This is a genomic window from Hwangdonia seohaensis (genome assembly GCF_031932625.1).
Lineage (GTDB): Bacteria > Bacteroidota > Bacteroidia > Flavobacteriales > Flavobacteriaceae > Hwangdonia > Hwangdonia seohaensis.
This window is the reverse complement of sequence record NZ_JAVSCK010000004.1, coordinates 61,091-87,522: the sequence shown is the minus strand read 5'-3', so window position 1 is coordinate 87,522 and position 26,432 is coordinate 61,091. Positions and strand designations below refer to the sequence as shown.

Sequence of the window (26,432 nt, the reverse complement as noted above, 5' to 3'; positions counted from 1 at the left end):
ATGCGGGCCATTTAGTTCAATACTTTAATGGTTTGAGGTTGCCGAAAGTTTCGTTGCCCTCAGCATTTAACTCAAGATTTTATTTTTTGGAGTCTCTGAATGTTACGCTTCTTTACAAGCGCGTAACATTTCACGTTTTCCCGGAGGCCCGGGCAATCGCTGGACTTTAAAACCTACGGCTTCCATAGCGCGCCTAACACTGCCTTTGGCAGAATAGGTAACTAAAACCCCGTTATCTTTAAGGGCATGAAACATGTTTTGGAATATACTTTCCGTCCATAATTCCGGTTGAACACGGGCTCCAAAAGCATCAAAATAAATAATGTTGTACCGCTCTTTTTCTTTAATTTTTGAAAAAAATCGATTTTGTTTTGTTAATGAAAAATGAGATGTGATTTTATGCGATGCTTCCCACGAAACTTCATGCAACTTGTTAAAAAGTGAAACTTTATCTTCAGCTTTTAATTCTTTTGGGTAATTTAATTGATTGATTTCATCCATTAAAACAGGATAGGCCTCAACACCATAATAAGCAATATTGGTTTTTAATTTTTCGGCTTCCAATAAAGTAATAAAAGCGTTTAAACCCGTTCCAAAACCAATTTCCAATATCGAAATTTCATTAGAATTACAAATTGCGCCCTCAACAACATGACTTGCTTTTTGAGATTCTTTGCTTCCACCTGAATCACAAAAATAGTGCAGACCATGTTTTATAAACACATGATAAGCCTCTTGTATAGCGCCGTGTTTGGAGTGGTATTGCTCGTCCCATTCCGGTAAATGAATGGTTGTAGAGCCATCGGCTGTTATTACAATTTCGCGTTGCACACTATTGTTTTAATAATACGCCATCGGCTTCAAAAGAATATGTTTTTTTAGGCTCTGTGATGCTTGCTATCTGTTCGGTAGATTGCCCTTCATCTTCGGCATAGTGGCGCTGCTCATCAACCGAAACCTCGGTTACATAAGCTTTGCCATTTATAATCACTTCTTTTCCTGCAATATCTTTAGGCATAAAAATGGCATAATCCTTAAATTTCACCATCACTTCTTCGTTATCGCCCAAATCCAAAGTCATCCAACAGCCTTTAGATTGGCACACTTTGTTAACAGTTGCAGTCATTTTAGAATTAATGCTGTCTCCCACGCTCATGGTTTTATAGTGTGTTGCCATAGATGCCGCAGCAATTGCATCATCAGCAATTATAGTGTTTCCAAAGGATGCATAGTCTACTTTTTCAGTTTCAATTTGCTTTTCTTGTGGATTCTCTACTTTGTTTTTACAAGAATTTAACACAAACAGACAGATAATTGTTAAAGTTATTGGTTTCATTGTATATAATTTTCAATTTTAAACGATTTGTTGCAAATATATCATTTTTAATTGCGTTTTTCCTTAAATTTGCAGCCTAAAACAACGTAAATTATGAATGCTTTAATGAATGATATCGAGGTTATAAAAACCAAACATTCCAAAATTAATGAAGTAGATTTTGACCATTTAAGCTTTGGAAAAACATTTTCTGACCACATGCTTGAATGTGATTATAAAGACGGAAAGTGGCAAGCGCCCAAAGTGGTGCCTTATGCGCCGATTACCTTAGATCCTTCTGCTAAGATTTTTCATTACGGGCAATCTATTTTTGAAGGTATGAAAGCCTATAAAGATACCGATAACAATATATTATTATTTCGTCCTTTAGATAATTTTAAACGATTGAACATTTCAGCAAAACGCCTTGCGATTCCAGAATTGCCTGAAGCTTATTTCATGGAAGGTTTAAAAGCGCTTTTAAAGGTGGATAGCGACTGGATTCCTAAAAACGAAGGCAGCTCGTTATACATAAGGCCTTTTATTTTTGCGACAGGGAAAGGGTTTCATGCATCGCCTGCCGATGAGTATAAATTTGTAATTGCCACGGCACCATCGGGCTCGTATTTTGCTGGTGAATTAAAGGTTTTAATAGAAGAAAAATATTCGCGTTCTGCCAATGGTGGTGTTGGTTTTGCTAAAGCTGGCGGTAATTATGCCGGACAGTTTTACCCCACGCAATTAGCCATTGAAAAAGGCTACCAACAAGTTATTTGGACCGATGATAACACCCATGAATATATTGAAGAAGCGGGTGCGATGAATATATTTATCCGTATAAATGATACCCTTATTACGGGGCCAACCAGCGACAGAATTCTCGATGGCATTACACGTAAAAGTATTATTGAATTGGCGAAAAAAGAAGGCATTCCCGTAGAGGTTAGAAAAATTACCGTAAGCGAGGTTGTTGAAGCTGCTAAAAATGGCTCTTTAAAGGAGATGTTTGGTGCAGGAACAGCTGCTGTAATTTCTCCAATATCTGGTTTTGGTTACAAAGATGAAGATTTTGATTTACCAAAATTAGAAAACACCTATGCAAGTTCTTTAAAGAAACGCATTACCGATATTCAAACCAACAAAGTTGAAGATCCTTTTGGATGGCGTTATAGAGTAATTTAACAAAAAGATACAAATTTCACGAATTTCCACTAATGGTTTGTACTGTTATGATTAGTGTTAATTCGTGAAATTTGTATCAACTTATTTTTCTAGAATAGCTTCAATATTTGGTTTAAAATAATTGGGACCTTTAAGCACCTTGCCGTCTTCACGATAAATAGGCTGTCCGTTTTCACCTAATTTGCTCATATTACTTCTTTGAATTTCGTTAAACACGTCTTCAATTTTATGTTGCATCCCGTGTTCAATAATGGTTCCGCATAAAATATAAAGCATATCGCCCAGGGCATCGGCAACTTCAACTAAATCGTTATTGGTTGCGGCTTCTAAATATTCTTCGTTTTCTTCTCGCATAAGTTTGTAGCGCAGCATGTTTTTGGCTAATCCCAAATCGGCTTTTGGCGTTTCCCTGTGCCCTATTTTAAATGCGGTATGAAATGCTTTTACGGCCTCAATTTTATTTTTCATTTAAAGTTTTATTTCATTTCCGCAACAGCGAAAATATCGTTCTTATTAATTAAATTTGCATAAAAATAACTATATGTTTAGTAAAGGTCAAATCATTTTTGGAGTTTTATTTTTTATTGTTTTTGCTGTGGTAATCGGTTATTCTTACCGCAAAGATTTAAAGCTTCACAAACGCTTTTACAAAGGTAGTTTTTGGGTGCTGCTCGCCTTTATTTCCTTTATACTGGGCATTGTTGCTATTAAATACTTTTTAAAGTAATTCCGCAACCCGTTTAATTTACCACTAGTATCTCGTGTTTTTAGGCTGAATTAAATTCTTCATACAACGCCAAAAGCGCATACCAATCTATATCTGAAAAACATCAAAAAAAGGAAACTGTTTATTATTATAAAAAAAGGGAAAGAGTAGCTCTAAGATATTTTACAAAGTCAGCAACCAAGTGCGTTGCAATTTTTTGAATTTCTTGAGCTCTTTACGTAAAATGGGCAAAAAATCTTTACCATTACTATTGGCACGTTCTAAGCGGTACGAGTTTTTATAAAGTAAGTTTGTAATACGCTTAAGCGTAGCAATGTGTTTATGCCTTCTTTCTGAATAACGCTCTAATTCCGCATTGGCAATTTCGGGAGCTAAGGACACTGATTGCTGAACGATATCGCCGGAAAAGTAAATGTTATTGTCTTCAGACCCATCTTCTTTTAAAACAGATAAATCTTGATTTAAATACGAAGATATGTTTTGTGATAAGACAAAAATATCTAATGCTTTTTTATAAATCGGTAATTCCGATAGGTTTTGTGGGGTATTAGATGACATCTTTATTTTTTCTTAAGCAATTTTATCAAAATTACTCACAAGAATCCACATTGTTCTTTTGATTTTAAAGTAAATACGTATATTTGCTTTAAATATTAATGTTTTGCAGTTTGATTTCCTTAAATGAGTATAGATAGCCTGAATAAGAAGATTTTAAAGTGTTTGCAACAGAATGCCAGACAATCCAATGCGGAGATTGGAAGACAGGTTGGGGTTAGTTCGCCAGCGGTTTCCGAGCGCATTAAAAAAATGGAAGATTTGGGTGTTATTGAAGATTATAAAACCATAGTTTCGCCGTTTGAATTAGGGTATCAGTTTAAAGCCATTATTACCTTACGTGCTTTTATGGGTAAACTAAAACCGTTTTTGGAAAAAGTAAAAACCTACGACGAGGTTATAAATTGCTACCGCATTACAGGCGACGAAAACATAGTGATGGAAGTGGTTTTAAAAAACCAAAAACATTTAGAGCAGTTTATTGATCAGCTAATAATTTATGGCGAAAGTAAAACACAAATTGTTTTATCTCGGGTAGTAAAACACAATGAGATTAGGCCTATTGAGTAAGTGGCTATTCTTCAAAATCGTCGGGATTAAACGGCAAATCATCATCAGGGTCTTTATCGTCGTAATTAATTCCCGGTGGATTAAAAAGCCCCCATCTATCAATAATATAGTTCCAACAATCAAAGGTTTTTACCCATTCTGCAAACAAAACCCTAAACGTCTCTACCTCATTTCTCAACAGGTCTAAATATTCAATATCTTTAAATCCGTGCATTTCTATGCCTCTAGCATCGGTAATAAGTTCTCTAGCAGATTTTCTAATAATGGCGGCGTTTTCCATTTTTATATCATAAAGCATATCCTCGTCTGCTGCCCCAGCAATTTTTGCAGGTATAATCATTGCGTTTTCTCTTAAAAAATGCAGGTTGTTCTTTATCATTTCTGATTCAATGTCATTCTCAAAGTCAATATCAGATTGTTCAACACATTCAACGATATGGTCAACCAATTTTTGTATTTCCATGGCTTTTTTAAAAACCGGTAGTTTCTCCCATTTTTCAATCATACTCATATTTATCCCTTTTCATTTTTAAATTATTATTCAGATTTAATGCATTACAAATCCAGTTTCACCCTATTATGCAACCATATAGCGAGTACCGTGGCAAGGGCTGCAAACGAGCCCGTAACCAACCAATTGATTTGATAGCCAAAATTGGCCACAATACTCAATCCTATTTTAGAACTGAAAATATGTGCCAAGGAGAATGCCATAGCATACAACGCCATATAACTGCCCTCGAAACCGTCTTTTGCACGCTTTAAAGCAAATGCGTTTGTATACGGAAAGCCCAACATTTCGGCAAACGTTATTATAACCATGCTTACTATTAATATGCCTAGCCAGAAATTGTTGTACAGCACATAAAAACTCAACCCGAACAAAATACAAGATGTGATGATAAATTGCGTGGACTTTAAACTTTTTTTCTCCAGAAAATGTATGAATGGCATTTCGAAAATAACAATAATAGCCACATTTATAAACATGATTAGCCCGATGTTAAATTCGTTTAAACCAAATTGCTCTTCGTAATAGATGGGCATGGTAACTATCAATTGAAAAAACGTCATGCCCATTAAAAAACATATCGCAATAAATATCCAATACGAGCTGTCTTTGTAAATTACATTTTTAGCTTTTATAATCTTTTCGCCTTCATCTGCACTCGGTTTTTGCTTAACTTCTTTTACCAAAATATTAAATAAAACAATGGCCGTTATACAGGTTAAGCCATCAATCCAAAACAGCATATTATAACCTTTCATCACAATGATTAAGCCTGCCAATGTTGGGCCAACACCCATTCCTAAATTAATGGCCAATCGAATTAAGGCTAACGACCTGGTTTGGTTTTCCGGTTTGCTGTACGTCTTTAACGATACAAACAGTGCAGGCCGAAACGTATCTGCAATGACCATTATAAGCAATATGGCAAAACACAAACCCCAAAACGATGTAACGTATTGCAGGCCAATAAAGCCAATACCGGTAACAAATAGGCTTAAAACCATCACTTTGTAAAAGCCAATTTTGTCTGTTAACCAACCGCCCAACCACGACCCAATTAGCGAGCCTAAACCGAAGAAAACCAAAATCCAACCCGCATCATCTTTACTAAAACCCAGGTTTTTGGTTAGGTATAGCGATAAAAATGGAATAACCATGGTACCGGCTCTATTAATTAATGTTATTAAAGAGAGGTACCAAATTTCTTTCGATAGGCCTTTAAAAGATTCAAGGTAATTGTTGAATAGTATTTTCATTGGTTCCAGTTGTTCAAGTTGTTTCTATACGCTGTAATTTTTAAATTGAAAGTTGTCTAAAAATAAAAAGTCCGACTGTGAAGTCGGACTTTTTAATATTGTAATATTTTATAATCTTATCACCACAATATATAATAAGCCCAACAACTTGCCTTTAAACAAGAGGTCCACTGCTTTCTATAAATAGTGATGTTATTATTCATTTTTCTTAATTGTAAGCAACAAATCTATATAAAATATTTGTAAGTTGCATTTTTGAAACGCATTAAATTTTAAAAATGAAAAAAATAGTTTTAGCCGTTTTACTCATTTCGGTAGTAGCTTGTGGGCAAGAAAAAAATCCTGTTTTAGGTGAAACCGAATTTCAGAAAGAGCAAAATTCTTATTTTAAGGATGCCACAACATCACCATTAAAAGATAAAGACCGAAAGGGTTTTAAGGGTTTGGATTTTTTTAAGTTCGATTCAACTTACGTCGTAAACGCACGTTTTAAACGGACACCAAACGAGCCTATTTTTAAAATGAAGACCACCACAGACAGAACCCCGGAATATGTAAAATATGGCGAATTAAATTTTGATTTAAAAGGAAAAAACTTCACGTTGAACATATATCAAAATCAAGGTTTAATAAATGAAGAAGGTTATGAAGATTATTTATTCCTGCCTTTTTTAGATGAAACTAACGGGTTGGAAAGTTATGGTGGCGGACGCTATATTGATGCCAGAATTCCCGAAGGCAACAGCATTATCATAGATTTTAATAAAGCTTATAACCCCTATTGTGCATATAACGAAAAATATTCTTGCCCCATTGTACCGCGAAAAAACTATTTAACAACCAGGATTGAAGCCGGGGTTAAGGCTTTTGGGAAGGATTGAGATTTGGAGGCTTGTTTAGCGTTTGCGGTTATGATTTCGTTGCGAAAAAACAACAAACTTGCATTGAATTCCGATTAGTCATTCAGTCACAGTGAATTTTAGCTACTGTTGTGCATAGCACTTTTTATATTCAGATAATATTCTATTAAATTCGGTTCCGCCCTTAAATCTCGCTCTACTTATAATTACTGGGACTCTTATGTCAAATCCAAGTGGTTTGTAAGTCAAATTTATTAATTCCAGCATTGTATCAAAAAAATGAGTTATCTCATCAATATGAGTTGAAGTTCCAAAATCAGCATTTCCAATAGTATGGTCAAAATCAAAATGAGCTAACTTTTTTCTTCGGTATTTTATAACTGGCAGAAATTTTGTTTTTAATTCATCTGTTTTTTTTAACACATTTTTCCATTCAGATTTATTATTCTTTTTTAAAAGGTCAGATAAAGTAAATAGAGTTAGATTCTTATGTTGTCCTTGAGTAGGTGGGTCTAACAGTCTAGCTATTATAAGAAAGAAATAATTCCAGTAAAAGTCAATCAATGTATCGCAAAAGTCGGGCAGCAAGTCTTCTTTTAATTCCTCTGACTCTTTGTTATCAGGAAAAGTAGCTTCAAATTCAATCAACTTATGTTTACCTTGAAACCAAACATCAAAAAGCTTGTCAATTATCTCTTTATTATTATTCATTTGATTAGGTTTAGGATTATGCACAATGACTCGCAGATATGCGTCGTTTTAATGATTTATATTCGACGTTACTAAAACAATCCCGACAGCTATTGGACAGCACAAGCAAACGAAGTTATATTTTTTTCTGACAAAGTCAAATCTCATTTCACCAAAAACATCCCCAAAAACACGGCCAAAAATCCCACTACAAAACTTCCAATGGTGTATAATGCAAAACTTGTAAAATCGCCGGCTTTTAAAAACACGTGGTTTTCGTATGCAAAAGTAGAAAAGGTTGTAAAGCCACCACAAAAACCAGTGGCCAAAAGCAAGGTTTGATTTTGGGTTAGCGCATCGTTTTTGGCTGCCATCCCTAAAATGATACCAATAAGCAAACTGCCTATAATGTTTGCCGCAAAGGTGCCATAAGGTATGCCGGTTTCGGTAGAATTTAAATATTTGCCAATTACAAAGCGCAACACACTACCAAAACCTCCGCCAACAAAAACCAATAAAAGTTGCTTCATTTACAAGGTTATTCTTTTATCGGGATATAAATTTCGGTAATCCAATTGGCTGGATTTGGCACTTCCCCAGGATCGGTTTGGTAAATTTCAAAAGGAAGAATATCAGATTGTTCGATATTTTTTATTTCTAAATGTTTCATGGCGGCTTCCCATGCCTTTGGCAAATTGGTATAATTGCCATTTAAGGTGGTTTTTAAAACCCTGGTTTTAGGAATGTAACCACAAAGCACATTACTATCTCCGGTTACCGTAACTTTATTTTGCACGGGTATGGCTTGACTCATAATAATACCGTTTTCTGCTACATCCATATTGTGATAAATAGTAAACGGCATGCCGGTTTGTTTAATGGAATGGCTTGCCATATACCCCATAATCTCACCATATTGCTCACCCATAATTTGGCTAATATTTGTCCCGGTTGCCGATGTTGTTTTGTACATATAAAATCCGCCACCATATTCGGTAATACCATCTATATTTATGATGTAAGCCTTCATACTATTAACCACGATACTGTCTAATTTCTCAAGGCTTCGCTCGTAATGTGGGCCAATTTGTTTTTCCATGCCGCCCATTAAAACGGAAAACATTTTAAAAACAAAGGGTAAATTCTTTCCGGAAATCGTCCATTTAACGTCTGTTGAACCATCCTCGTTTGGGTTAAAATTCCAACTCACATCCGATGGCGGGAATTCGGCAAATTGCATGCGCTGTTGTATCGAGACATAGGGTGTCGCATCAGTAATTTCCATGGTGCCCACACCATCTTTGTCTTCCCAAGAATACGAGCCCTTAACGCCTTTGGTTTGCTCGGGCAAAGTAATGGTCATGTCCGAATCGGCTTCCGCCCAGGACGACCACGCTTCCCAGTTTTTAAAATCGATTACATTATCATAAACTACCGCAGCCGGCGCTTCAATGGTACGTGTTCTGGTCACTTCGAACTCATTGGGCTGAACGGCTATATAAATAGCGGTTCCAATAATGCCAATAAGCAGTAAAAACAGAATGTATTTTAGTGTTTTCATCTTAAAAAAATATAATAAATATTGAAAATCAAATATAATCATTTTAATCTTTGATTAATAAATTATTACATTTGCTACTCTAAAAATAAAAATATTACAATGGAGCTTATTTATTTTGAAAATACCACAAATTATTTAGGTTTAATTCGTTCTTTTTTAAGGAATAACCAAATTAAAAAACACACATGAAATTAAAATCAGTATTAAGTCTTGCTTTAGTAGCAACCTTTTTGTTATCGTGCGGAAATGATAAATCTGAAAAGAAAACCGATAGCGTTAAAGAGAATCTATCAACCGCATTTGATTATAACGTTGAACAGTTTGCCGATATTAAAATATTGCGCTATCAAATTCCAGGTTGGGAGCAACTCTCTTTAAAAGAGCAAAAATTGGTGTATTATTTAACCCAAGCAGGTTTGGCAGGTAGAGATATTATGTGGGACCAAAATTACCGACATAACCTTAAAATCAGAAAAGCCTTAGAGCAGGTTTATGCCCATTACAATGGCGATAAATCAACTGATGACTGGAAGGCTTTTGAAACCTATTTAAAGCGTGTTTGGTTTTGTAACGGTATTCATCACCACTACTCTAACGATAAGTTAAAACCTGAATTTTCTTCAGATTATTTAAAAGGATTATTAGCTGAAACCAGTACAACTTTAGAAGGTGACGCTTTTGATGTTATTTTTAACGATGCCGATTCCAAAAAAGTAAATCAAGCCAAAGGCGTTGATAATGTTGCGCTTTCGGCAGTTAATTTTTATGGGCCAAATGTTACCAACAAAGATGTTGAGACATTTTACGGAAAGATGAAATCTCCAGACCCTTTGAAGCCTTTATCTTATGGGTTGAATTCGCAGTTGGTAAAGGAAAATGGTGAGTTAAAAGAACGTGTTTATAAATCGGGCGGTTTGTACGGTTCTGCTATCGATGAAATTGTTAAGTGGTTGGAATTGGCAAAAGGGGTTGCTGAAAACGAAGCACAGGGCAATGCACTTGGATTATTAATCGATTATTACAAAACGGGCGATTTGCAAACATGGGACGACTACAATGTAGCGTGGACTGCAGCAACGGAAGGAAATATAGACTACATTAATAGTTTTATTGAAGTCTATAACGACCCCCTTGGATATAGAGGCTCTTATGAAAACATCGTTCAAATCAATGATTTTGATATGTCTCAAAAAATGAAAGTGTTATCGGATAACGCCCAATGGTTTGAAGACAATGCACCGTTAATGGACGCACATAAAAAGAAAAATGTGGTTGGTGTAACCTATAAAGTGGTAAACGTGGCCGGAGAAGCTGGCGATGCCTCACCTAGCACACCCATTGGCGTAAACTTACCCAATGCAAATTGGATTCGTGCTGCGGTTGGCAGTAAGTCGGTGTCTTTAGGGAATATTATCGAGGCATACAATAACGCTGGAAGTTCAGGGCGTTTAAAAGAGTTTGTGCATGACGACGACGAATTAAAACTGGAAGAAGAGCACGGGCAATTGGCCGATAAATTGCATACGGCATTACACGAAGTAATTGGGCACGCCTCGGGGCAATTAAACCCTGGCGTTGGCGAGACCAAGGAAACCCTAAAAAACTATGCCTCAACTCTTGAAGAAGGTCGTGCCGACTTGGTTGGACTTTATTATTTATACAATCCTAAATTACAAGAATTAGGTTTGGTTAAAGATTGGAAAGCGGTTGGAAAAGCTGCATACGATGGCTATATTAGAAATGGATTGATGACCCAATTGATCCGTTTGAATTTAGGCGACGATGTTGAAGAAGCGCACATGCGTAACAGACAATGGGTTTCGGCCTGGGCATACGAAAAAGGAAAAGCCGATAATGTTATTGAAAAAGTAACGCGCGATGGAAAAACCTATTTTAATATTAACGATTACGACAAGCTTCACGACTTATTTGGACAGTTATTGCGCGAAACACAACGTATAAAATCTGAAGGTGATTATGCTGCAGTTGAAGCTTTAGTGGAAGGTTACGGCGTAAAAGTAGACCAAGCCATTCACGCTGAAGTTTTAGAGCGAAACAAACAGTTTACATCGGCACCGTACAGTGGCTTTGTAAATCCTGTTTTAGTTGCAGAAAAAAATGAAGCTGGAGAAATAATAGCTATTAAAGTTACACAGCCGGAAACATTTCCTGGCCAAATGCTAGAATACAGCAAAAACTATAGTTTTTTGCCAGAAGTGAATTAATTAAGTGTTATTAATAATTCCGTTTTAAAAGACAGAACCTAAATGTTTTCAAGGTTCTGTTTTTTTGTTTACACTAAAAGCCAATAGAATCAAATTAACAATAATAAGGATGGCTATAATTACAAGTATTTTCATGCTTTTAGAATGTTTATTACTTAATAGATACAAAACTTAACAAATGGTTGCGTCAAATCTTACATTTATTTATATAACAGCTCAAAATGGTTTTTTCCTAGTGTGATTTTGGTTTTTCATTAGATTGAATACGCATTAAAAAGTCAGTCTGTCTACAATGTTTTAAGATGTAAAAGCAAAAAGCCCGTTTCAAAATTTGAAACGGGCTTTAATACATTATAGATTTTAAAGAAGTTTAATCCTCTTTCTTATCCTCTCTAGGTTTTCTGTCGTCACGACGATTATCACGTCCGCGATTGTCTCTACCTCTATTGTCGCGTCCACCTCGATTGTTGTTATCTCTTGGCGGTCTTGCCACATAACCTTCTGGTTTTGGCAAAATAGCTTTACGAGATACTTTTTCTTTACGGGTTCTCGGGTCAACACCAAAGTACTTCACATCAAAAACATCGCCCATATTCACAACATCCGATACGTTTTCAGTACGTTCCCAAGCTAATTCAGAAACATGTAACAATACTTCGTTTCCTGGAGCATCCATATATTCTACAACTGCGCCAAAATCGAGCATTTTAATTACTTTAACTTCATAAACGCTACCAACTTCAGGCTTAAATAATAAAGAATCTATTTTTGCCAAAACAGCATCAATACCTTTACTACCAACACCTAAAATTTCAACAATACCTTCTTCGGTTACCGGGTCTTCGTTAATAACAATAGTCGTATCCGTTTCCTTTTGTAATTCCTGAATTACTTTTCCACCAGGACCAATTAAAGCGCCAATGAATTCATTAGGAATACGTCTTGTAACCATTGTTGGTGCATGCTCTTTAACCTCAGCATTAGGTTTGGCAATGGTATCCGTTAATTTCTCAAGGATATGCAAACGACCATCACGAGCTTGTTTTAATGCATTTACAAGAATTTCATAAGAAAGACCTTTTACTTTAATATCCATTTGGCAAGCCGTAATACCATCTGCCGTACCCGTTACTTTAAAGTCCATATCGCCTAAGTGATCTTCATCACCTAAAATATCAGAAAGAACCGCATACTTTCCAGAATCACCATCGGAAATTAATCCCATAGCTATACCAGAAACTGGTTTTATCAATTGAACACCGGCATCCATAAGCGCCATTGTACCTGCACAAACCGTTGCCATAGAAGACGATCCGTTGGATTCTAAAACTTCAGAAACAACACGAACGGTATAAGGGCTTTCATCTGGCACCATACCTTTTAAAGCACGTTGTGCTAAGTTACCATGTCCTATCTCACGACGCGATGTTCCACGAATTGGTCTTGCCTCACCTGTTGAGAAAGGTGGGAAGTTATAATGTAAATAGAAACGCTCTTCACCTTCAAAAGATGGCATATCTATTTGGTTTGCTTCTCTCGATGTACCTAAAGTAACCGTAGCCAATGCTTGCGTTTCTCCACGTGTAAAAAGTGCAGAACCATGTGTTGATGGTAAATAATCAACCTCACACCAAATTGGTCTGATTTCATCTGTTTTTCTACCGTCTAAACGCAAACCTTCATTTAAGGTTAAATCACGAATAGCTGCTTTTTCAGCTTGATAGTAATATTTTGAAACCATGCCACCGAAGTCTTCTAATTCTTCTTCGCTGAACGTAGCCTTAATTTCTTCTTTGATGGCTTCAAATGCAGCGCTTCTTTCATGTTTAGCAGATCCAGCTTTTGCAATAGCATACACTTTATCATAAGCCATATCATGAATTTTCTTCGCTAAATCCTCGTCAGTTCTTTCAGGAGCATATTCACGAACTTCTTTCTTTCCGAATGCTTCTGCCAATCTTACTTGAGCAGCACATTGTTCTTTAATAGCTTCGTGTGCAAACTTGATAGCTTCAGCCATTTCTTCTTCAGAAATCTCATCCATTTCACCTTCAACCATCATTACGGAATCGGCAGAGGCTCCAATCATCATATCGATATCAGAATCTGCTAATTGAGCACGTGTTGGGTTAATAACGAATTCGCCATTAATACGACCAACTCTTGCTTCGGAGATTGGACATTCAAACGGGAAATCTGATAATTGAATCGCAGCAGAGGCAGCTAATCCAGCCATGGCATCAGGCATAACGTCTTCGTCATGAGACATTAACTGAATCATCACCTGGGTTTCCGCGTGATAATCTCTTGGGAATAACGGACGTAGCACCCGGTCTACCAAACGCATGGTCAATACTTCACCATCACTAGGCCTTGCTTCTCTTTTAAAGAAACCACCCGGGTAACGTCCCGAGGCAGCAAATTTTTCTCTGTAATCTACGGTCAACGGTAAAAAGTCGACATCAGATTGTTTGTAATTGGAAACAACTGTACATAATAACATACATTTTCCAGATTGCACAACAACGCTACCATGCGCTTGTTTTGCCAATTTTCCGGTTTCGATAGAAATTTCTCTACCGTCCCCTAGGTCAATAACCTCTTTAAAAACTTTTGGAATCATAAATTTTTTCTTGTAATTCAAGCACAATCATGCTCAAATCATGTTAAACAATGGTCGTTGTGTTGTGTGTAGTTGTTGTGTGTGTGATTGACCAATGAAAAACTATAATTAGCTTCTTCTATTGCGTGGTTTAAACTCCTACGCTCGAGTTAAGTTATTTGGGCGTTACCTAAAGGTCGGGCTTTCCGCTATATCTTTTTTGCTTTTAATGGCAAAAAAGGATGCCGCTGCAATCCCTAACGCAAAAACAAAAAAGAGGCTAAAAAAGCCTCTTTTTCTTATTTTCTTAAACCTAATTCTTTAACTATAGCACGATATCTTAAAACATCCTTCTTAGTTAAGTAATCTAGTAAAGCACGACGCTTTCCTACCAATTTCACTAACGAACGCTCGGTATTATAATCTTTACGATTGTTTTTCAAGTGTTCGGTTAAGTGATTAATCCGATAAGTAAATAATGCAATCTGTCCTTCTGCAGAACCAGTGTCTTTTGCATTGTTACCGTGTTTTTTAAAAATTTTCTCTTTTTCTTTTTGATCTAAATACATGCTAATATTGTTGTAAATGATTTTTATGTACACGAAAGCCTTTCTTTCGAGCCGCAAATGTAGTGTTTTTTTGTGTTTTTACGAATTTTTTTGTAACTTTTACAGATGCTTAAGAAGCGTTAAGTTTTTTATCGTTAACCAACCCTTTTAATTAATAGCAACTATAAATTAATTTAAAAGATTAACAGATGAAAACAGAAAAACTCCAAGGTACCTTTTCAGATACCTCATATTTCCTTGAACGCATTTTTAATAACACTTATAATGGTATCGCCATTTTAAATTTAGAGGGCGATTGGTTAAAAGTGAACGATAGCGTTTGCGAAATTTTCGGGTACTCAAGAAGAGAACTTTTTAATATGAATATTGACAATATCATATTTAGGGAGGATCTTGGCGTTCACGAAAAAAAGTACGAAAGTTTAATTCAGGGAAAAATAGACAAATACCGCGTTAAACAACGCTATTTCCATAAAAACGGCTCCGTTATTTCTATTTTAATATATGTGTCGTTAGTAAGTTATAAAGAAGGGCGGCCACACATGATTTGGCAATTTACAGATGTTACAAACCATCAAAAAAGTCAAAATAAATTAAAAATGATGCTTAGCGTGGTAAAAGAGCAGAATGAACGCCTAACTGCCTTTGCCGATATCATTACGCATAATCTACGCTCGCACTCGGGCAATTTATCAATGCTTGCCGAATTTTTAGAAGAGGATTTTTCTTTATTAAATGAAAATGAAAATTTTGTGCTTTTAAAAAAGGCAATCGAAAATTTACAGGAAACCATGGCGCACTTAACCCAGGTTGCCAAAATTAAAGAAATAGACGAAAGCGAAACGGAAACTTTAAACTTATACGATTATGTTGAAAAGGCCATTTACAATATTAAAGCAATTGCCAAAAACACAAATACAACCATAATAAACGATGTTGATGAGAATTTTTGTGTAAAAGGAATCCCCGCATATTTAGATAGCATTATTTTAAATTTTTTAACCAATGCCATAAAATACAGATCGGATAAAAGACCGCCAAAAATTAAACTCACCACCGATTTACAAAATGATTATATAGTTCTAAATATTGCAGATAATGGCTTAGGAATAGATTTAGACAAATATGGCGACAAGCTGTTTCAAATGTACAAAACGTTTCATTGCAACGAAGATGCCATTGGCATAGGTTTATTTATTACTAAAACCCATATTGAATCCATGGGCGGAAAAGTTATTGTGACTAGCGAGGTTGATGTAGGAAGCGAGTTTTCCATATATTTAAAGGCGTGTAAGCCTAAATAATATAAGTTTTTAAGCTGAATTTAGATCACATAAATTCCATTGTTTAATTGATTGATTAAATAGCATTGCTAGTAAGTCTATTCTTAATCCCAGTAGGTAAAATGGAGTTTAAAAACATAAACACTTTATTCATTTTTCCCGGAATAATGACTTCTTTTCCTTTTGTAAATTGATCAACGGTAATTTTTGCGGCTTCTTCGGGGTTCAAAATAGAACTTCTGGAAATCCCGCTTAAAGTCCTGTTTTGCAAACACAGATTGGTAGTGGTGTTCATCCCACCCGGGCAAACAATAGATACCGATATGTTGTATGGTTTTAATTCTTTTCTAAGACTTTTTGAAAAGGAAAGCAGATATGCTTTTGTACCGCCATAAACTTGTTTTTTTGGTAAATGAAAAAAACTTGCCATACTGCTTACATTTAATATACCCGATGGGGCATTGGCCTTAAAATCGTCTATAAACAATTTTATTAAAAGCGTTGGTGTTGAAACATTTACATTTATTTGATTTAAAAAATAATCTTCATCCATATTTTCAAAAAGGCCATTGCTTAACATGCCTGCATTATTTATTAAATACTTTACAGACGCTCCTTCCCTTTTTATTTCACTGTATAGTTGTATACAATTTTCCTTTGAGCTTAAATCGATTTCAAAAGCCAAAACATCAATTTTAAAATTATCTTTCAAAAAATTACTTAACAAAAGTAATCCCGAATTTGGTAAAGCCACCAATACCAGATTCGTCTGTTTTTTAGCATATTCCAAAGCCAAAGCTTTTCCAAAACCTCTGCTTGCACCAGTAATTAAAGTATAAGTTTTCATTACGAAAGTTTTAAATATTCAATGGTTTGCGTCAACCCAGAATTTAACGGTGTAATGCGATACCCTAAATCTGTAATTGCTTTTTGAGAAGTGGACAATCGGTTAACGAATAATGAGTTTAAAACACGTATGGTAATTCCAGATGGTTTGCCCAAAAAACCTCTAAAAACATTGATACATTTTAAACTTGTTTTTACAATTCCGAAATCAATTTTTATAATTCTAATTTTACTTTTGGTTAAATTCTTAATGTTTTTAAAAAGGGTTTCATAGCTAATATTTTCTCCACCTATAATATATTTTCCAACGGAAGCTCTATTAGTCATTGCCAAAACATGTGCGTTTACAACATCTTCTATAAAAACATAATTTGCCGAAACATGTAATTTAGCAGGTACAAATAAAAAGTCATTGTTAGCTATTTTTGAAATTAAAGTGTTAACGCCACTTGAAAATGTTTTTAAACCTGGACCATAAACCCTTGAAACATTCAAGATAGCACATGGCAATCCTGTTTTTATATAATTGAAAACCAATTCTTCTGAAATACTTTTAGTCAATTCATAATCATTGGAATAAGACACCAATCTGGGTTGGTTTTCTGTAATTGGAACATCTTTATATGAGGGCCCAAAAACAGCCAATGAACTCGTATAAATAACTTTTTTAATTTTATGTTTTAATGATGCTTTCAAGATATTTTCGGTACCAACAACATTGGTATTATAAAAGTTGTCTAATCTTTTATTCTTTAAATTGGTGTATGCTGCGGTATGAAAAACATAGGTGCAACCTTTAATGTTTTTTTCAACAGATTCATAATCGCACACATTGCCTTGAACCGGGAAAATATTTCTATGATTCGGAATCTTCTCAGAATTCAAATCCCTAACTAGCGCTATAATTTTTAGATTTTGATTTGCCAGTTTTATTGCCAATTGATGACCAACATATCCTGTTGATCCTGTTAAAAATACCTTCATGATATGGTTTTGTTTTTTAAGGTTAGGTAATAAAAAATTGAAATTTCGTAAACGGCAGATAGTGAAAGATGGACTAAAAAAGCATACCAAACACTATTTGTAAAATAGGCTAACAGGCATAAAATTATTCCGAAAGGTATGGTGCCTAAAATTTCCTTTTTCGAATCAAAAGCATGTATTAGCATGTATAAAACAACATTGCACACTATGGCTATTGTTATAGTTACGTGATCTAAAAACATAAATAATAACACACCTCTAAAAAAGAATTCGTAGAACAATAGAAACCAAAATCTGATAATAAAATAAGCCCATGCATCTGAAAAACTATAATGCTGTGCATATATTTTTTCAATATTAACATGCTTTTTTATACTTAAATTAGAAATAAAAGCTGAAAGAAAAAACACAATTACAAAAGGGATTAATACGTGTAGTTTTGGAACCTCTATAGTGTTTATTAAATGTCTTAATTCTGGCATCATTGCAAAAGGGAAAATCCCGAAAAGCACGATACCCATGATGTGTTTTAAATTTATAAACCTTAAGCCGTTTACAACCACCAAAGCATTTTCCAATTTACCAATGCCTAATTTTTTATACATCAAACTAATTATAAAATAAGTGGTGAAAATAACACCGATGATAATCCAAATAACATGTAAACTATTCATGATTAACAGGTATTAAATCAACATTAAAAAGTGTGCTTTTTGCTTCAATTTTGATGCATTTTCCATTCTTATAATGAAAAACATTGTACTTCCCATTAGTAAACTCAACCTTATACTGCCCTTTACCCATAGGTTTTACAGGTGCCATTTGTTTTATATTATCACAGAAAACGGATGAAATTCCAATGGGTTCTTCGTAATAAAGTGTTATAAGGTTTTGCTTGATTAAGCTAACATTTAATGCTTGAGAGTTTTTATTGGATTCGAGGTTGTAATGATTGCCGTCCAAAACTATTTTATGGTTCGTTTTAGTTTTGTTGTTTACCGTTCTAAATACCGAAGAGAATACTAATATGCCTTTTTTATAAACAGATTTTTCTTTACCTATAATATTAAACTTAAATAGAAATTTTGCTTTAATATTACTTTCAAGCGTATAGGTTTCAGAATCTTTAAAACCATTTTTAATTGTTTTAATGGTTCCAATGGTTTTATCGCCGTTTATCACGTTGTATGTAATTGATTCAGAGTTATTAAAACTTGTAAACGCAGATAAACAAATCATTAAAGCGAAGAACAGTAGCGCTCTTATCTTTTTTATTTTTGATATTAATTTGTTAGTTATTTTAGCTGAGCTCGATTTTCTTTTAAATCTTCTAATGAGATATAAAATAAGTGCTGGTATCATAACTAATAGTTTTAAGATTATTATTAATCGTAAAATTATTAGCAATCACCGGTTCAAATATCCTAAATACTCTAAGTTGTAAAAATTAGGATGTCCAAAGATAATCTCGGACTAAAACGTTTAAAATTGGTCTCTAAAAAGGGTGGGTGTTTCTGAAGTAAACTTCTTGAAAGCGGAATAAAATGTGGATTTCGAATTAAATCCGCATTCCAAACCAATAGCAACAATGGTGTAGGCACTAAATTCATCGTTCGATAAGAATTTCTTGGCCTGCTCTACCCGCAAGGAATTTATAAAATCTGAAAAATTATATTTACTATACGTATTGATTAGTTTAGAAAAATGACTTTTACTTATCCCCAACTGCGAGGTTATGGTGTCCATACTCAACAAAGGATCGAGATAGAGTTTGTTGTTTATAATATGTTGCTTTATGTTATTAAATTCTTTTTGATGTTTTTCATTAACAATGCGATCTTTTTGGGTTTCTGTTTTATTCGGCGGATTATCCGTAATCAGTACCTTGTTTTCATTTATGGTGCTTCTTAAAAAGATACGGTCTTGTACTACATTGTATTTATAGAATCCTTGGTATCCAATCCAATACAGCAAAACCGATGTCCCCAAACGCAAAGGATAGTACGCCATATCATTGTCAAAAATGTTTTTTATAATAATAGCTGTAATCCAAAATAAAACAATGATGCTCCCTAATCTTATGAACCATTTTATCCATTTTAAATCATCGTAACTTAAAATATAGTCAAGCATTTCGTGTTTTCTAAAAATTAATAAGCTGGCGTTTACAAATAAGAACACGCAGTAAAACACATTGCATATTTCTTCAAGTGCTGTGTATTTTTCAATTAAAGAAATGTCTCTATTTAGCACTTCATAATACACATAAGAAATTAAGCAAAGCCTAATAACCATTTCTGTAAAAAACAGGATTAATGTGGGCTTGATAAAGCTATTTACCTTTTTTTCTACTCGCAGAAAATTTGCAGTAAATGCATAAAACATGGGAAATATTAACAAATACCAAGGCACCAATAGCTGGTTTATTAAGAAAAGTTTACTTGTAAACCCACTATCAATTAACCATGCTTGCAGATTGTTTAATGAAATAAATAATACCGTTAAATTTAGGAATATAATTACTTTATGGAACCTTTTCTTTACAAAAACAGTCACAAGATTAAATCCAAAACCTTGAAGAACTCCAGCTATTAAAAGAAAATTAATAATTTTAACTATCACAAGTAATTACAGTTGGTTAAATACAATTAAAAAAAGATTTAATTAATTTTAGGGAAAACCATAATCTCGATGTTGCAATTTTTAAAAAAGCCTGAAACTCCTTAAGGAATTTAAGCAAACAACTATTAGTCAATCGATTACAAAAATATTGTTTTATTATTTTAAATCGTTATTTATTAACGAGTAATTTTTTCAAATATAACCTAAGCAATATTTATGTTAATTGAAGTCGCTCGTTTTGGTGCTTTGCGAAAAAAAACTTTTTTATAACTTTTCCTAACAACTATTAAACGAATATAGCTATCCAATATCCTGAAAAACCATGAAGCAGATGGTGTTGTTTTAGTTCCCATGATGGCATTAGTTTTATTGTTTTACAATAGTATTATATTTTTTATATCGTTAATGTTTAAGCTTATCTTTTTAATTCCACCCTTAATGCTTTCAAATCCATAAAATCTTCCAGACTCAATGCCTATTTCTTTCAGTTTTAAAATTTTATTTTGAAAGGTTGTAATTTCAATAGACTTCATGCTATACATGGCATTATTTAATAGTTTGCACTTTTTTTTATAGGCTTCAACCATAGAAATACTCGGTAACGTCCAAAACAGAAAAATATGTGAGTATGAAGATTTCATTTTATTGAATGTTAAAAGATTATGACTCAAATTTACTTTGCATTTATTGATAATCATTAGACTAATTTGCTAAGAATTCAATTTATTTTTCTTAATTTTCACAAAATCATCCTCTTTCCTACTTTCAATTTTTGAAATAATGCAAGATCAGTTTATTCAATATTTAAAAGAAAAGGCGGATGACAACACCTCATTTGTAGATGAAATAGCAGGTGTTTTGGATATTGGTTACGATGCCGCTTACCGCAGAATTAACTTAAAAACCAGTTTGTCGCTTGAAGAAACCGTAAAGCTTGCAAAACATTATAAAATATCGTTAAATAAGTTATTTGAAGTAGGTAGCCAAACCACAATACTTACAGATTTATCGCCTCCCATACACAATAAAGAAGGTTTGGAGATGTGGCTAAAACAATCCTACAATAGCGTTTATCCGTTAACAAAATTAAAGAGCGCTTCCATTATTTATTCGGCAAAGGATATTCCGCTTTTTCACACACTTAAAGATTCTTTTTTATCGCGTTATAAAATATACGTTTGGTTAAAGGATGTAGATACAGAAATGACAAGAAACAAGGTTTCCTTTGACGATTTTATAAAAGATATTCCGGATTCGTTGCTGGAAAACGCCTTTAAATTAGGTGAGGTTTATAAAGATATAAACATTACCGAAATTTGGAATAACACTACTATTAATGGCACATTACAGCAAGTGCTGTATTATTTTGAAGCAGGATCTCTGTCCAAAGAATTGGCATTACTTATTTGTACCGATATTGAAGATGTGATACGGCATGTTGAAAAACAGGCTATCCAACAATCGTTGATAGACTCTAAAAATAAAGCTACTTATAATTTATATTTTAACGATATACATACCATGAGCAATACCATTATGGTAAAAACACCACATCAAAAAGTATTTTTTACGCCGTTCACCGTAATAAGCTATTTTAAAATTGAGCATCAACCTACTTGCGAGCTCATGTTCGATTTTTTTGAGAAACAAATGAGTATTTCAAAACTATTGGTAAATGCCGGCGAAAAAGACAGATCGCTGTTTTTTAAAAGAATGCATCAAAAAATAAACCGATTAAGAGAACGTATTATTATCGATAATGATCCTTTTGATTTTGAGTGAAGAACCTTTCACAAAACGTTAAATCGAGTTAAAAATTTGCTATTCTGCTAATAATCATTATATTACTAGCTATGATAAAAGCAGATAAAGACAAATATTCAGACGTTTTAGAAAATTCAATCGCCTATTTGGAAAGCCGTGGTTTTGAAAACATTAAAGCCGATATTGATGGTTACGAAACACCAAAATCATTCTCGAAAGTAGGAAGCGATATTAGTATAACCCCAGATATTGTTGCCACAAAAGAAGGCAGAAAGCATTACTTCGATATAAGCTTAAAATCTGAAAAACCCAATCAACTCAAATCCAAATGGCTGTTTTTAAACACATTAAGCAGCTTAAAATCGCACCGGTTTAAAATAATTACTGCCCGCGGTCATTATAAATTTACACAAGATATGCTTGAAGCGGTAAATTTAAGCAACAAAAAGCCTATAAAAATTTAAATGATTCCAATTGAAAACATTCACGCTACCTTAACGATAGCAAGAGTTTCCTTTTTTTATCAAAAATATATTAGACAATGTGACTTTTTTAAACTTTTGGGGTCTTAAAAAAGAATGCCCATAAAATAATTATATTTTTTTGTAACATTTTTTGAAGATTGTACGTATAACTATAGAAGCAGGATTAGCAATCCTTAAAAAACAAAGGAGAACATTACATGAGACAACTTAAAATCACGAAGCAGGTTACCAACAGAGAAACGGCATCGTTAGACAAATATCTTCAAGAAATAGGAAAAGTTGACTTAATTACCGCAGACGAAGAAGTAGAATTAGCACAACGTATTAAAGCTGGCGACCAACTAGCTTTAGAGAAATTAACAAAAGCTAATTTACGTTTCGTAGTGTCGGTAGCTAAGCAATACCAAAACCAAGGACTTACTTTGCCAGATTTAATTAACGAAGGCAATTTAGGCTTAATTAAAGCAGCACAACGTTTTGATGAAACACGTGGTTTTAAATTTATTTCTTACGCTGTTTGGTGGATTCGTCAATCGATTTTACAGGCCTTGGCTGAACAATCGCGTATTGTACGTTTACCATTAAATAAAATTGGTTCTATTAACAAAATCAATAAAACGTTTGCTTTTTTAGAGCAAAGTCATGAGCGTCCGCCTTCGGCCGAAGAAATTGCAAAAGAGTTGGATATGACGATTAACGATGTTAAGGAGTCTATGAAAAACTCCGGGCGTCACGTAAGTATGGATGCGCCATTAGTTGAAGGTGAAGATTCTAACTTATACGATGTATTAAACAGTGGTGAATCGCCAAATCCAGATAAAGAGCTGTTGCATGAATCGTTACGTACGGAGATTGAAAGAGCCCTTGAAACCTTAACACCTCGTGAAGCAGATGTTATTCGTTTATATTTTGGACTTGGAAACCAACACCCAATGACTTTAGAGGAAATTGGAGAAACTTTCGACTTAACTCGAGAGCGTGTACGACAAATAAAAGAAAAAGCTATTCGTAGGCTAAAACATACGTCTAGAAGTAAAATATTAAAAACATATTTAGGTTAGTAATTAAATTACGACTAAATTACGACAACAAACAGTTTCACATAACTGTTCGTTTTTTGATTGATGAAAGAACCCGCGGCTGATTACCGCGGGTTTGTTTTTTTATACTATTTTTGCGCAAATAAATTATACCACACAATGAGTTCTAAATTAATTGCACCATCAATTTTAGCGGCAGACTTTGCAAACCTTCAACGCGATATAGAAATGGTTAACCAAAGTGAAGCAGATTGGTTTCATATTGATATTATGGACGGTGTTTTTGTGCCCAATATTTCTTTTGGCATGCCCGTTTTACAAGCTATTGCCAAACACGCTAAAAAAACAATTGATGTGCATTTAATGATTGTGGATCCAGACCGGTACATCAAAACATTTGCCGATTTAGGTAGCCATATATTAACGGTTCATTATGAGGCCTGTACCCATTTACATCGCACGCTTCAGGCTATAAAAGCCGAAGGCATGCAAGCCGGTGTTGCCTTAAACCCGCATACCAACATCAATGTTTTAGAAGACACTATTAACGACATTGATTTAGTATGCCTAATGAGCGTAAACCCAGGTTTTGGGGGCCAAAGTTTTATTGAAAACACCTATAATAAAGTGCAGCAACTTAAAGCGCTCATAAACCGAAAAGGCGCCTCAACGCGTATTGAAATTGACGGTGGCGTTACCGATAAAAATGCAAAGCAATTAATTGATTCTGGTGCCGACGTTTTAGTAGCCGGTAGTTATGTTTTTAAAAGCGACGACCAACTTGAAACCATTAAAGGCTTAAAAGCTATTGCAAATTCTTAAAGCTGCTTTAGCAGATATTTTATTAAATCGGTTGTTGTAACAATACCCACTAAAATACTATCGTCGACCACTGGTAGTGCATGAAATTCTTTTTCGGCTAAAATTTTGGCAACTTCTTTAATCGTGGTATCGCTTGTTACGCTAACAAGGTTTTTGGTCATCACCTGCTCAATGGTAAACATATTATAAACCACAGCATCTACATTGCGCTCATCGTTTGTGGCATCGGCAAAACTAATCCGAAGTAAATCAGAATAGCTTAACATCCCTATTATAGACTCTTGGGTTACAACAGGAATATGCCTAATGTTGTGTCTTTTAAAAAGCATTTCGGCTCTATCTAAATTGTCAGACCGCGTTAAAGCGATGACGTTTTTGGTCATTATTTCTGAAACTGGAGTTAATTTTCTCATGGCATTCCGTTTTAAATTCTACATTAAAAGTATAAATGAAAAACCGAATAAAGTATGATAAAAATCATGGATTCAAGTTATTTTTTCCGCTCAATAACCTGCCACATTAAAATTAAGCATCTGCCTAACTTTAGCATAAACTTTGGGAAATTGTGATTTGAATTCCTGTGGTGTTTCAATAAAATTTTCGATGATTACGGCAACAAATTCAAACTGATTTGTAAAGGCATATTTTCGAAAATAATCTGAAGCCATAAGCCTGTTCCTTAAAGCTTCATTTATTGATAACAGCTTTGTGAGCTCTTTAAAAGAATCGCTAAAAATGGTGGAACTTACATCGCGTTCCTTAATGCTGTTTATATGAATGGCGTGTGTAAATTCATGAATGCCCAAATTCAAATTATCGTTTCCATCATTAAATCCCGCCATAAAATCTTCCCAAGACAACACCAAGGCCTTTAGCTTAGGATTGAATTCACCGCGGTGATAGGCTTTATTGGTATTGGAATAAAACTTTTTAGGATAGATAACAATTTTAGAAATTACACCAATATAAAAATCCCTAAACCCGAAGGTAAGCATTACGGCAGTGGCAGAGATTAAAACTTTCATCTCATCGGTAATCCTGTTTCCGTCCCTACCAATAAAATCTTTGTCTTTAATAAATAAGGCCACACGGTGCTCGAAATATTTTTTTTCTTTATCCGATAACTTCTTATAAAACGAAAATCGATTTTTTAAAATTGTTTTTTGCGACTCATTTAGCTGTTTTAAAAATATATAAAAGTGATTGTACAACGGCTTTTTATGCTTTAAAACATATGCCATTTCGGTCATTTTAAAAGCAAAATAAAGCAATAAATAGGCTAATACCGCAAACAGAATACCCAATATAACTTTACTGCCCAAGGTATAAGTCTCAATAATAAAAAAATAAAGCATATAGCATAAACGTTTTTAAAAAGTTAAAATTGCCAGATTTTATTTGTCCTTTACTTTACATAGTTTCCGGCAATTTACAATTAAAAACCCAAGTTCTATTTAACTAAATCACGTAGTCGTTGTGCCGCTTGTTCTGCAGTGATGTCGCGCTGTGGCGTACCAAACATTTCGTAACCTACCATAAACTTTTTTACGGTAGCACTTCTTAATAACGGCGGATAAAAACTCATGTGCCAATGCCAATGGTTATTGTCTTCACCGTTTGTTGGCGCTTGGTGGATACCGCTGGAATAAGGGAAAGAACAGGCAAATAAAGCATCGTAAACTTTGGTTAAAACCGAAATAGCTTCGGCATACGCAAGACTTTCCTTTTCAGAAATTTGGGTAATATCTTTGTATTGTTTTTTTGGTGCAATCATAGCTTCAAATGGCCAAATGGCCCAAAAAGGGATTAGCACTACAAAATCGTCATTTTCAAAAATGATTCGTTCTTTGGCTTCTAATTCCTGTTTTAAATAATCGCCTAAAAGGCTGCTTTTATTTTTTGAATAGTAGGTTTTTTGCTGATTGTCTTTCTTTTCAACTTCGTTTGGAATTGTAGACTGGCT

Annotated in this window: 29 protein-coding genes; 9 read left to right on the top strand and 20 right to left on the bottom strand. The window is 34.3% G+C overall.

Going from position 1 to position 26,432, the window contains the following annotated elements:
* Positions 1-102: 102 nt before the first annotated feature.
* A complete protein-coding gene (gene mnmC2 / locus RNZ47_RS13095) occupies positions 103-831 on the bottom strand; it encodes a tRNA (5-methylaminomethyl-2-thiouridine)(34)-methyltransferase MnmC2 (protein ID WP_311940879.1) in 729 nt (242 codons plus the stop codon).
* A gap of 1 nt (position 832) precedes the next feature.
* A complete protein-coding gene (locus RNZ47_RS13090; RefSeq protein WP_311940875.1) occupies positions 833-1,336 on the bottom strand; it encodes a DUF4920 domain-containing protein in 504 nt (167 codons plus the stop codon).
* 93 nt (positions 1,337-1,429) lie between these two features.
* Here RNZ47_RS13090 and RNZ47_RS13085 point away from each other — a divergent pair, with 93 nt between their 5' ends.
* Complete coding sequence (locus RNZ47_RS13085; RefSeq protein ID WP_311940871.1) at positions 1,430-2,497, top strand: branched-chain amino acid aminotransferase; 1,068 nt, start codon at positions 1,430-1,432, stop codon at positions 2,495-2,497.
* A gap of 81 nt (positions 2,498-2,578) precedes the next feature.
* Here the strand turns inward: RNZ47_RS13085 and RNZ47_RS13080 are convergent, their stop codons facing one another.
* Complete coding sequence (locus RNZ47_RS13080) at positions 2,579-2,965, bottom strand: pyrophosphohydrolase domain-containing protein (protein ID WP_311940867.1); 387 nt, start codon at positions 2,963-2,965, stop codon at positions 2,579-2,581.
* A gap of 421 nt (positions 2,966-3,386) precedes the next feature.
* Positions 3,387-3,782 (bottom strand): hypothetical protein, encoded by a 396-nt coding sequence (locus RNZ47_RS13070; RefSeq protein WP_311940860.1) that lies wholly within the window; start codon positions 3,780-3,782, stop codon positions 3,387-3,389.
* Positions 3,783-3,905: 123 nt separating this feature from the next.
* Between RNZ47_RS13070 and RNZ47_RS13065 the strand changes: the two genes are divergently transcribed.
* Positions 3,906-4,349, top strand: a complete 444-nt coding sequence (locus RNZ47_RS13065; RefSeq protein WP_311940856.1) for an Lrp/AsnC family transcriptional regulator — start codon at positions 3,906-3,908, stop codon at positions 4,347-4,349.
* Between the two features lie 4 nt (positions 4,350-4,353).
* Here RNZ47_RS13065 and RNZ47_RS13060 read toward each other — a convergent pair whose 3' ends face one another.
* Positions 4,354-4,860, bottom strand: a complete 507-nt coding sequence (locus tag RNZ47_RS13060; RefSeq protein WP_311940852.1) for a hypothetical protein — start codon at positions 4,858-4,860, stop codon at positions 4,354-4,356.
* Positions 4,861-4,904: 44 nt separating this feature from the next.
* Positions 4,905-6,116, bottom strand: coding sequence for an MDR family MFS transporter (locus RNZ47_RS13055; RefSeq protein ID WP_311940848.1), 1,212 nt, complete (start codon positions 6,114-6,116; stop codon positions 4,905-4,907).
* A gap of 278 nt (positions 6,117-6,394) precedes the next feature.
* On the opposite strand from RNZ47_RS13055, the gene RNZ47_RS13050 reads away from it, so the two are divergent.
* A complete protein-coding gene (locus RNZ47_RS13050; RefSeq protein WP_311940844.1) occupies positions 6,395-6,997 on the top strand; it encodes a DUF1684 domain-containing protein in 603 nt (200 codons plus the stop codon).
* Between the two features lie 102 nt (positions 6,998-7,099).
* Here RNZ47_RS13050 and RNZ47_RS13045 read toward each other — a convergent pair whose 3' ends face one another.
* The 3 genes from RNZ47_RS13045 to RNZ47_RS13035 all read right to left on the bottom strand — a co-directional run bounded on the left by RNZ47_RS13045 (position 7,100) and on the right by RNZ47_RS13035 (position 9,227).
* Positions 7,100-7,687: an AbiU2 domain-containing protein gene (locus RNZ47_RS13045; RefSeq protein WP_311940841.1), complete on the bottom strand. Its 588-nt coding sequence runs from the start codon at positions 7,685-7,687 to the stop codon at positions 7,100-7,102.
* Between the two features lie 143 nt (positions 7,688-7,830).
* Complete coding sequence (gene crcB, locus RNZ47_RS13040; protein WP_311940839.1) at positions 7,831-8,196, bottom strand: fluoride efflux transporter CrcB; 366 nt, start codon at positions 8,194-8,196, stop codon at positions 7,831-7,833.
* 8 nt (positions 8,197-8,204) lie between these two features.
* Positions 8,205-9,227 (bottom strand): SRPBCC family protein, encoded by a 1,023-nt coding sequence (locus tag RNZ47_RS13035; protein WP_311940836.1) that lies wholly within the window; start codon positions 9,225-9,227, stop codon positions 8,205-8,207.
* 185 nt (positions 9,228-9,412) lie between these two features.
* Here RNZ47_RS13035 and RNZ47_RS13030 point away from each other — a divergent pair, with 185 nt between their 5' ends.
* Positions 9,413-11,452: a dipeptidyl-peptidase 3 family protein gene (locus RNZ47_RS13030; RefSeq protein WP_311940832.1), complete on the top strand. Its 2,040-nt coding sequence runs from the start codon at positions 9,413-9,415 to the stop codon at positions 11,450-11,452.
* A gap of 370 nt (positions 11,453-11,822) precedes the next feature.
* Here RNZ47_RS13030 and RNZ47_RS13025 read toward each other — a convergent pair whose 3' ends face one another.
* Entirely contained in the window at positions 11,823-14,075 is a 2,253-nt protein-coding gene (locus RNZ47_RS13025; RefSeq protein ID WP_311940829.1) for a polyribonucleotide nucleotidyltransferase, read from the bottom strand.
* Between the two features lie 278 nt (positions 14,076-14,353).
* Positions 14,354-14,623, bottom strand: a complete 270-nt coding sequence (gene rpsO / locus RNZ47_RS13020; protein ID WP_311940826.1) for a 30S ribosomal protein S15 — start codon at positions 14,621-14,623, stop codon at positions 14,354-14,356.
* Positions 14,624-14,811: 188 nt separating this feature from the next.
* Between rpsO and RNZ47_RS13015 the strand changes: the two genes are divergently transcribed.
* Positions 14,812-15,927: a sensor histidine kinase gene (locus tag RNZ47_RS13015; RefSeq protein ID WP_311940823.1), complete on the top strand. Its 1,116-nt coding sequence runs from the start codon at positions 14,812-14,814 to the stop codon at positions 15,925-15,927.
* Between the two features lie 55 nt (positions 15,928-15,982).
* Here RNZ47_RS13015 and RNZ47_RS13010 read toward each other — a convergent pair whose 3' ends face one another.
* The 6 genes from RNZ47_RS13010 to RNZ47_RS12985 all read right to left on the bottom strand — a co-directional run bounded on the left by RNZ47_RS13010 (position 15,983) and on the right by RNZ47_RS12985 (position 20,999).
* Positions 15,983-16,753, bottom strand: a complete 771-nt coding sequence (locus tag RNZ47_RS13010; protein ID WP_311940820.1) for an SDR family NAD(P)-dependent oxidoreductase — start codon at positions 16,751-16,753, stop codon at positions 15,983-15,985.
* Complete coding sequence (locus RNZ47_RS13005) at positions 16,753-17,736, bottom strand: NAD-dependent epimerase/dehydratase family protein (protein WP_311940817.1); 984 nt, start codon at positions 17,734-17,736, stop codon at positions 16,753-16,755. Before RNZ47_RS13005 ends, RNZ47_RS13010 begins: the two co-directional genes overlap by 1 nt.
* Positions 17,733-18,341, bottom strand: a complete 609-nt coding sequence (locus RNZ47_RS13000) for a CPBP family intramembrane glutamic endopeptidase (RefSeq protein WP_311940814.1) — start codon at positions 18,339-18,341, stop codon at positions 17,733-17,735. The genes RNZ47_RS13005 and RNZ47_RS13000 overlap by 4 nt, the downstream gene beginning before the upstream one ends.
* A 61-nt stretch (positions 18,342-18,402) precedes the next feature.
* On the bottom strand, positions 18,403-19,098 hold the full coding sequence (locus tag RNZ47_RS12995) for a DUF6134 family protein (protein WP_311940811.1): 696 nt from the start codon (positions 19,096-19,098) through the stop codon (positions 18,403-18,405).
* A 120-nt stretch (positions 19,099-19,218) separates the two neighbouring features.
* Positions 19,219-20,358 carry a helix-turn-helix domain-containing protein gene (locus RNZ47_RS12990; protein ID WP_311940808.1) on the bottom strand — a complete coding sequence of 380 codons (1,140 nt, stop codon included), beginning with the start codon at positions 20,356-20,358 and terminating at the stop codon, positions 19,219-19,221.
* A 374-nt stretch (positions 20,359-20,732) separates the two neighbouring features.
* Entirely contained in the window at positions 20,733-20,999 is a 267-nt protein-coding gene (locus RNZ47_RS12985; RefSeq protein WP_311940805.1) for a hypothetical protein, read from the bottom strand.
* Between the two features lie 139 nt (positions 21,000-21,138).
* On the opposite strand from RNZ47_RS12985, the gene RNZ47_RS12980 reads away from it, so the two are divergent.
* From RNZ47_RS12980 to rpe, 4 genes are all read left to right on the top strand, one after another.
* Positions 21,139-22,140 carry a hypothetical protein gene (locus RNZ47_RS12980; protein ID WP_311940802.1) on the top strand — a complete coding sequence of 334 codons (1,002 nt, stop codon included), beginning with the start codon at positions 21,139-21,141 and terminating at the stop codon, positions 22,138-22,140.
* Positions 22,141-22,211: 71 nt separating this feature from the next.
* A complete protein-coding gene (locus RNZ47_RS12975; RefSeq protein ID WP_311940800.1) occupies positions 22,212-22,586 on the top strand; it encodes a hypothetical protein in 375 nt (124 codons plus the stop codon).
* Between the two features lie 218 nt (positions 22,587-22,804).
* Positions 22,805-23,668, top strand: coding sequence for a sigma-70 family RNA polymerase sigma factor (locus tag RNZ47_RS12970; RefSeq protein ID WP_242085608.1), 864 nt, complete (start codon positions 22,805-22,807; stop codon positions 23,666-23,668).
* A 138-nt stretch (positions 23,669-23,806) separates the two neighbouring features.
* Complete coding sequence (rpe, locus tag RNZ47_RS12965; protein WP_311940790.1) at positions 23,807-24,469, top strand: ribulose-phosphate 3-epimerase; 663 nt, start codon at positions 23,807-23,809, stop codon at positions 24,467-24,469.
* Here rpe and RNZ47_RS12960 read toward each other — a convergent pair.
* The 3 genes from RNZ47_RS12960 to galT form a co-directional block, all read right to left on the bottom strand.
* Complete coding sequence (locus RNZ47_RS12960) at positions 24,466-24,882, bottom strand: CBS domain-containing protein (protein ID WP_311940787.1); 417 nt, start codon at positions 24,880-24,882, stop codon at positions 24,466-24,468. The genes rpe and RNZ47_RS12960 overlap by 4 nt on opposite strands.
* A gap of 90 nt (positions 24,883-24,972) precedes the next feature.
* Positions 24,973-25,824, bottom strand: a complete 852-nt coding sequence (locus RNZ47_RS12955) for a zinc-dependent peptidase (protein ID WP_311940785.1) — start codon at positions 25,822-25,824, stop codon at positions 24,973-24,975.
* Between the two features lie 95 nt (positions 25,825-25,919).
* Positions 25,920-26,432 (bottom strand): galactose-1-phosphate uridylyltransferase (gene galT / locus RNZ47_RS12950; RefSeq protein WP_311940782.1); only part of this gene is annotated, 513 nt, incomplete at its 5' end.

Bases quoted from the DNA above. Each gene is read 5' to 3' on its own strand.
- RNZ47_RS13060 (WP_311940852.1), bottom strand. From the start codon at position 4,860: ATGAGTATGATTGAAAAATGGGAGAAACTACCGGTTTTTAAAAAAGCC.
- RNZ47_RS13090 (WP_311940875.1), bottom strand. From the start codon at position 1,336: ATGAAACCAATAACTTTAACAATTATCTGTCTGTTTGTGTTAAATTCT.
- RNZ47_RS12960 (WP_311940787.1), bottom strand. From the start codon at position 24,882: ATGAGAAAATTAACTCCAGTTTCAGAAATAATGACCAAAAACGTCATC.
- RNZ47_RS12995 (WP_311940811.1), bottom strand. From the start codon at position 19,098: ATGATACCAGCACTTATTTTATATCTCATTAGAAGATTTAAAAGAAAA.
- RNZ47_RS12975 (WP_311940800.1), top strand. From the start codon at position 22,212: ATGATAAAAGCAGATAAAGACAAATATTCAGACGTTTTAGAAAATTCA.
- RNZ47_RS13065 (WP_311940856.1), top strand. From the start codon at position 3,906: ATGAGTATAGATAGCCTGAATAAGAAGATTTTAAAGTGTTTGCAACAG.
- RNZ47_RS13015 (WP_311940823.1), top strand. From the start codon at position 14,812: ATGAAAACAGAAAAACTCCAAGGTACCTTTTCAGATACCTCATATTTC.
- RNZ47_RS13055 (WP_311940848.1), bottom strand. From the start codon at position 6,116: ATGAAAATACTATTCAACAATTACCTTGAATCTTTTAAAGGCCTATCG.
- RNZ47_RS13000 (WP_311940814.1), bottom strand. From the start codon at position 18,341: ATGTATAAAAAATTAGGCATTGGTAAATTGGAAAATGCTTTGGTGGTT.
- RNZ47_RS13030 (WP_311940832.1), top strand. From the start codon at position 9,413: ATGAAATTAAAATCAGTATTAAGTCTTGCTTTAGTAGCAACCTTTTTG.
- RNZ47_RS13025 (WP_311940829.1), bottom strand. From the start codon at position 14,075: ATGATTCCAAAAGTTTTTAAAGAGGTTATTGACCTAGGGGACGGTAGA.
- RNZ47_RS12980 (WP_311940802.1), top strand. From the start codon at position 21,139: ATGCAAGATCAGTTTATTCAATATTTAAAAGAAAAGGCGGATGACAAC.
- RNZ47_RS13005 (WP_311940817.1), bottom strand. From the start codon at position 17,736: ATGAAGGTATTTTTAACAGGATCAACAGGATATGTTGGTCATCAATTG.
- RNZ47_RS13070 (WP_311940860.1), bottom strand. From the start codon at position 3,782: ATGTCATCTAATACCCCACAAAACCTATCGGAATTACCGATTTATAAA.
- rpe (WP_311940790.1), top strand. From the start codon at position 23,807: ATGAGTTCTAAATTAATTGCACCATCAATTTTAGCGGCAGACTTTGCA.
- rpsO (WP_311940826.1), bottom strand. From the start codon at position 14,623: ATGTATTTAGATCAAAAAGAAAAAGAGAAAATTTTTAAAAAACACGGT.
- RNZ47_RS13045 (WP_311940841.1), bottom strand. From the start codon at position 7,687: ATGAATAATAATAAAGAGATAATTGACAAGCTTTTTGATGTTTGGTTT.
- RNZ47_RS13085 (WP_311940871.1), top strand. From the start codon at position 1,430: ATGAATGCTTTAATGAATGATATCGAGGTTATAAAAACCAAACATTCC.
- RNZ47_RS13080 (WP_311940867.1), bottom strand. From the start codon at position 2,965: ATGAAAAATAAAATTGAGGCCGTAAAAGCATTTCATACCGCATTTAAA.
- RNZ47_RS13050 (WP_311940844.1), top strand. From the start codon at position 6,395: ATGAAAAAAATAGTTTTAGCCGTTTTACTCATTTCGGTAGTAGCTTGT.
- crcB (WP_311940839.1), bottom strand. From the start codon at position 8,196: ATGAAGCAACTTTTATTGGTTTTTGTTGGCGGAGGTTTTGGTAGTGTG.
- RNZ47_RS12970 (WP_242085608.1), top strand. From the start codon at position 22,805: ATGAGACAACTTAAAATCACGAAGCAGGTTACCAACAGAGAAACGGCA.
- RNZ47_RS13010 (WP_311940820.1), bottom strand. From the start codon at position 16,753: ATGAAAACTTATACTTTAATTACTGGTGCAAGCAGAGGTTTTGGAAAA.
- RNZ47_RS12955 (WP_311940785.1), bottom strand. From the start codon at position 25,824: ATGCTTTATTTTTTTATTATTGAGACTTATACCTTGGGCAGTAAAGTT.
- RNZ47_RS12985 (WP_311940805.1), bottom strand. From the start codon at position 20,999: ATGAAATCTTCATACTCACATATTTTTCTGTTTTGGACGTTACCGAGT.
- RNZ47_RS13035 (WP_311940836.1), bottom strand. From the start codon at position 9,227: ATGAAAACACTAAAATACATTCTGTTTTTACTGCTTATTGGCATTATT.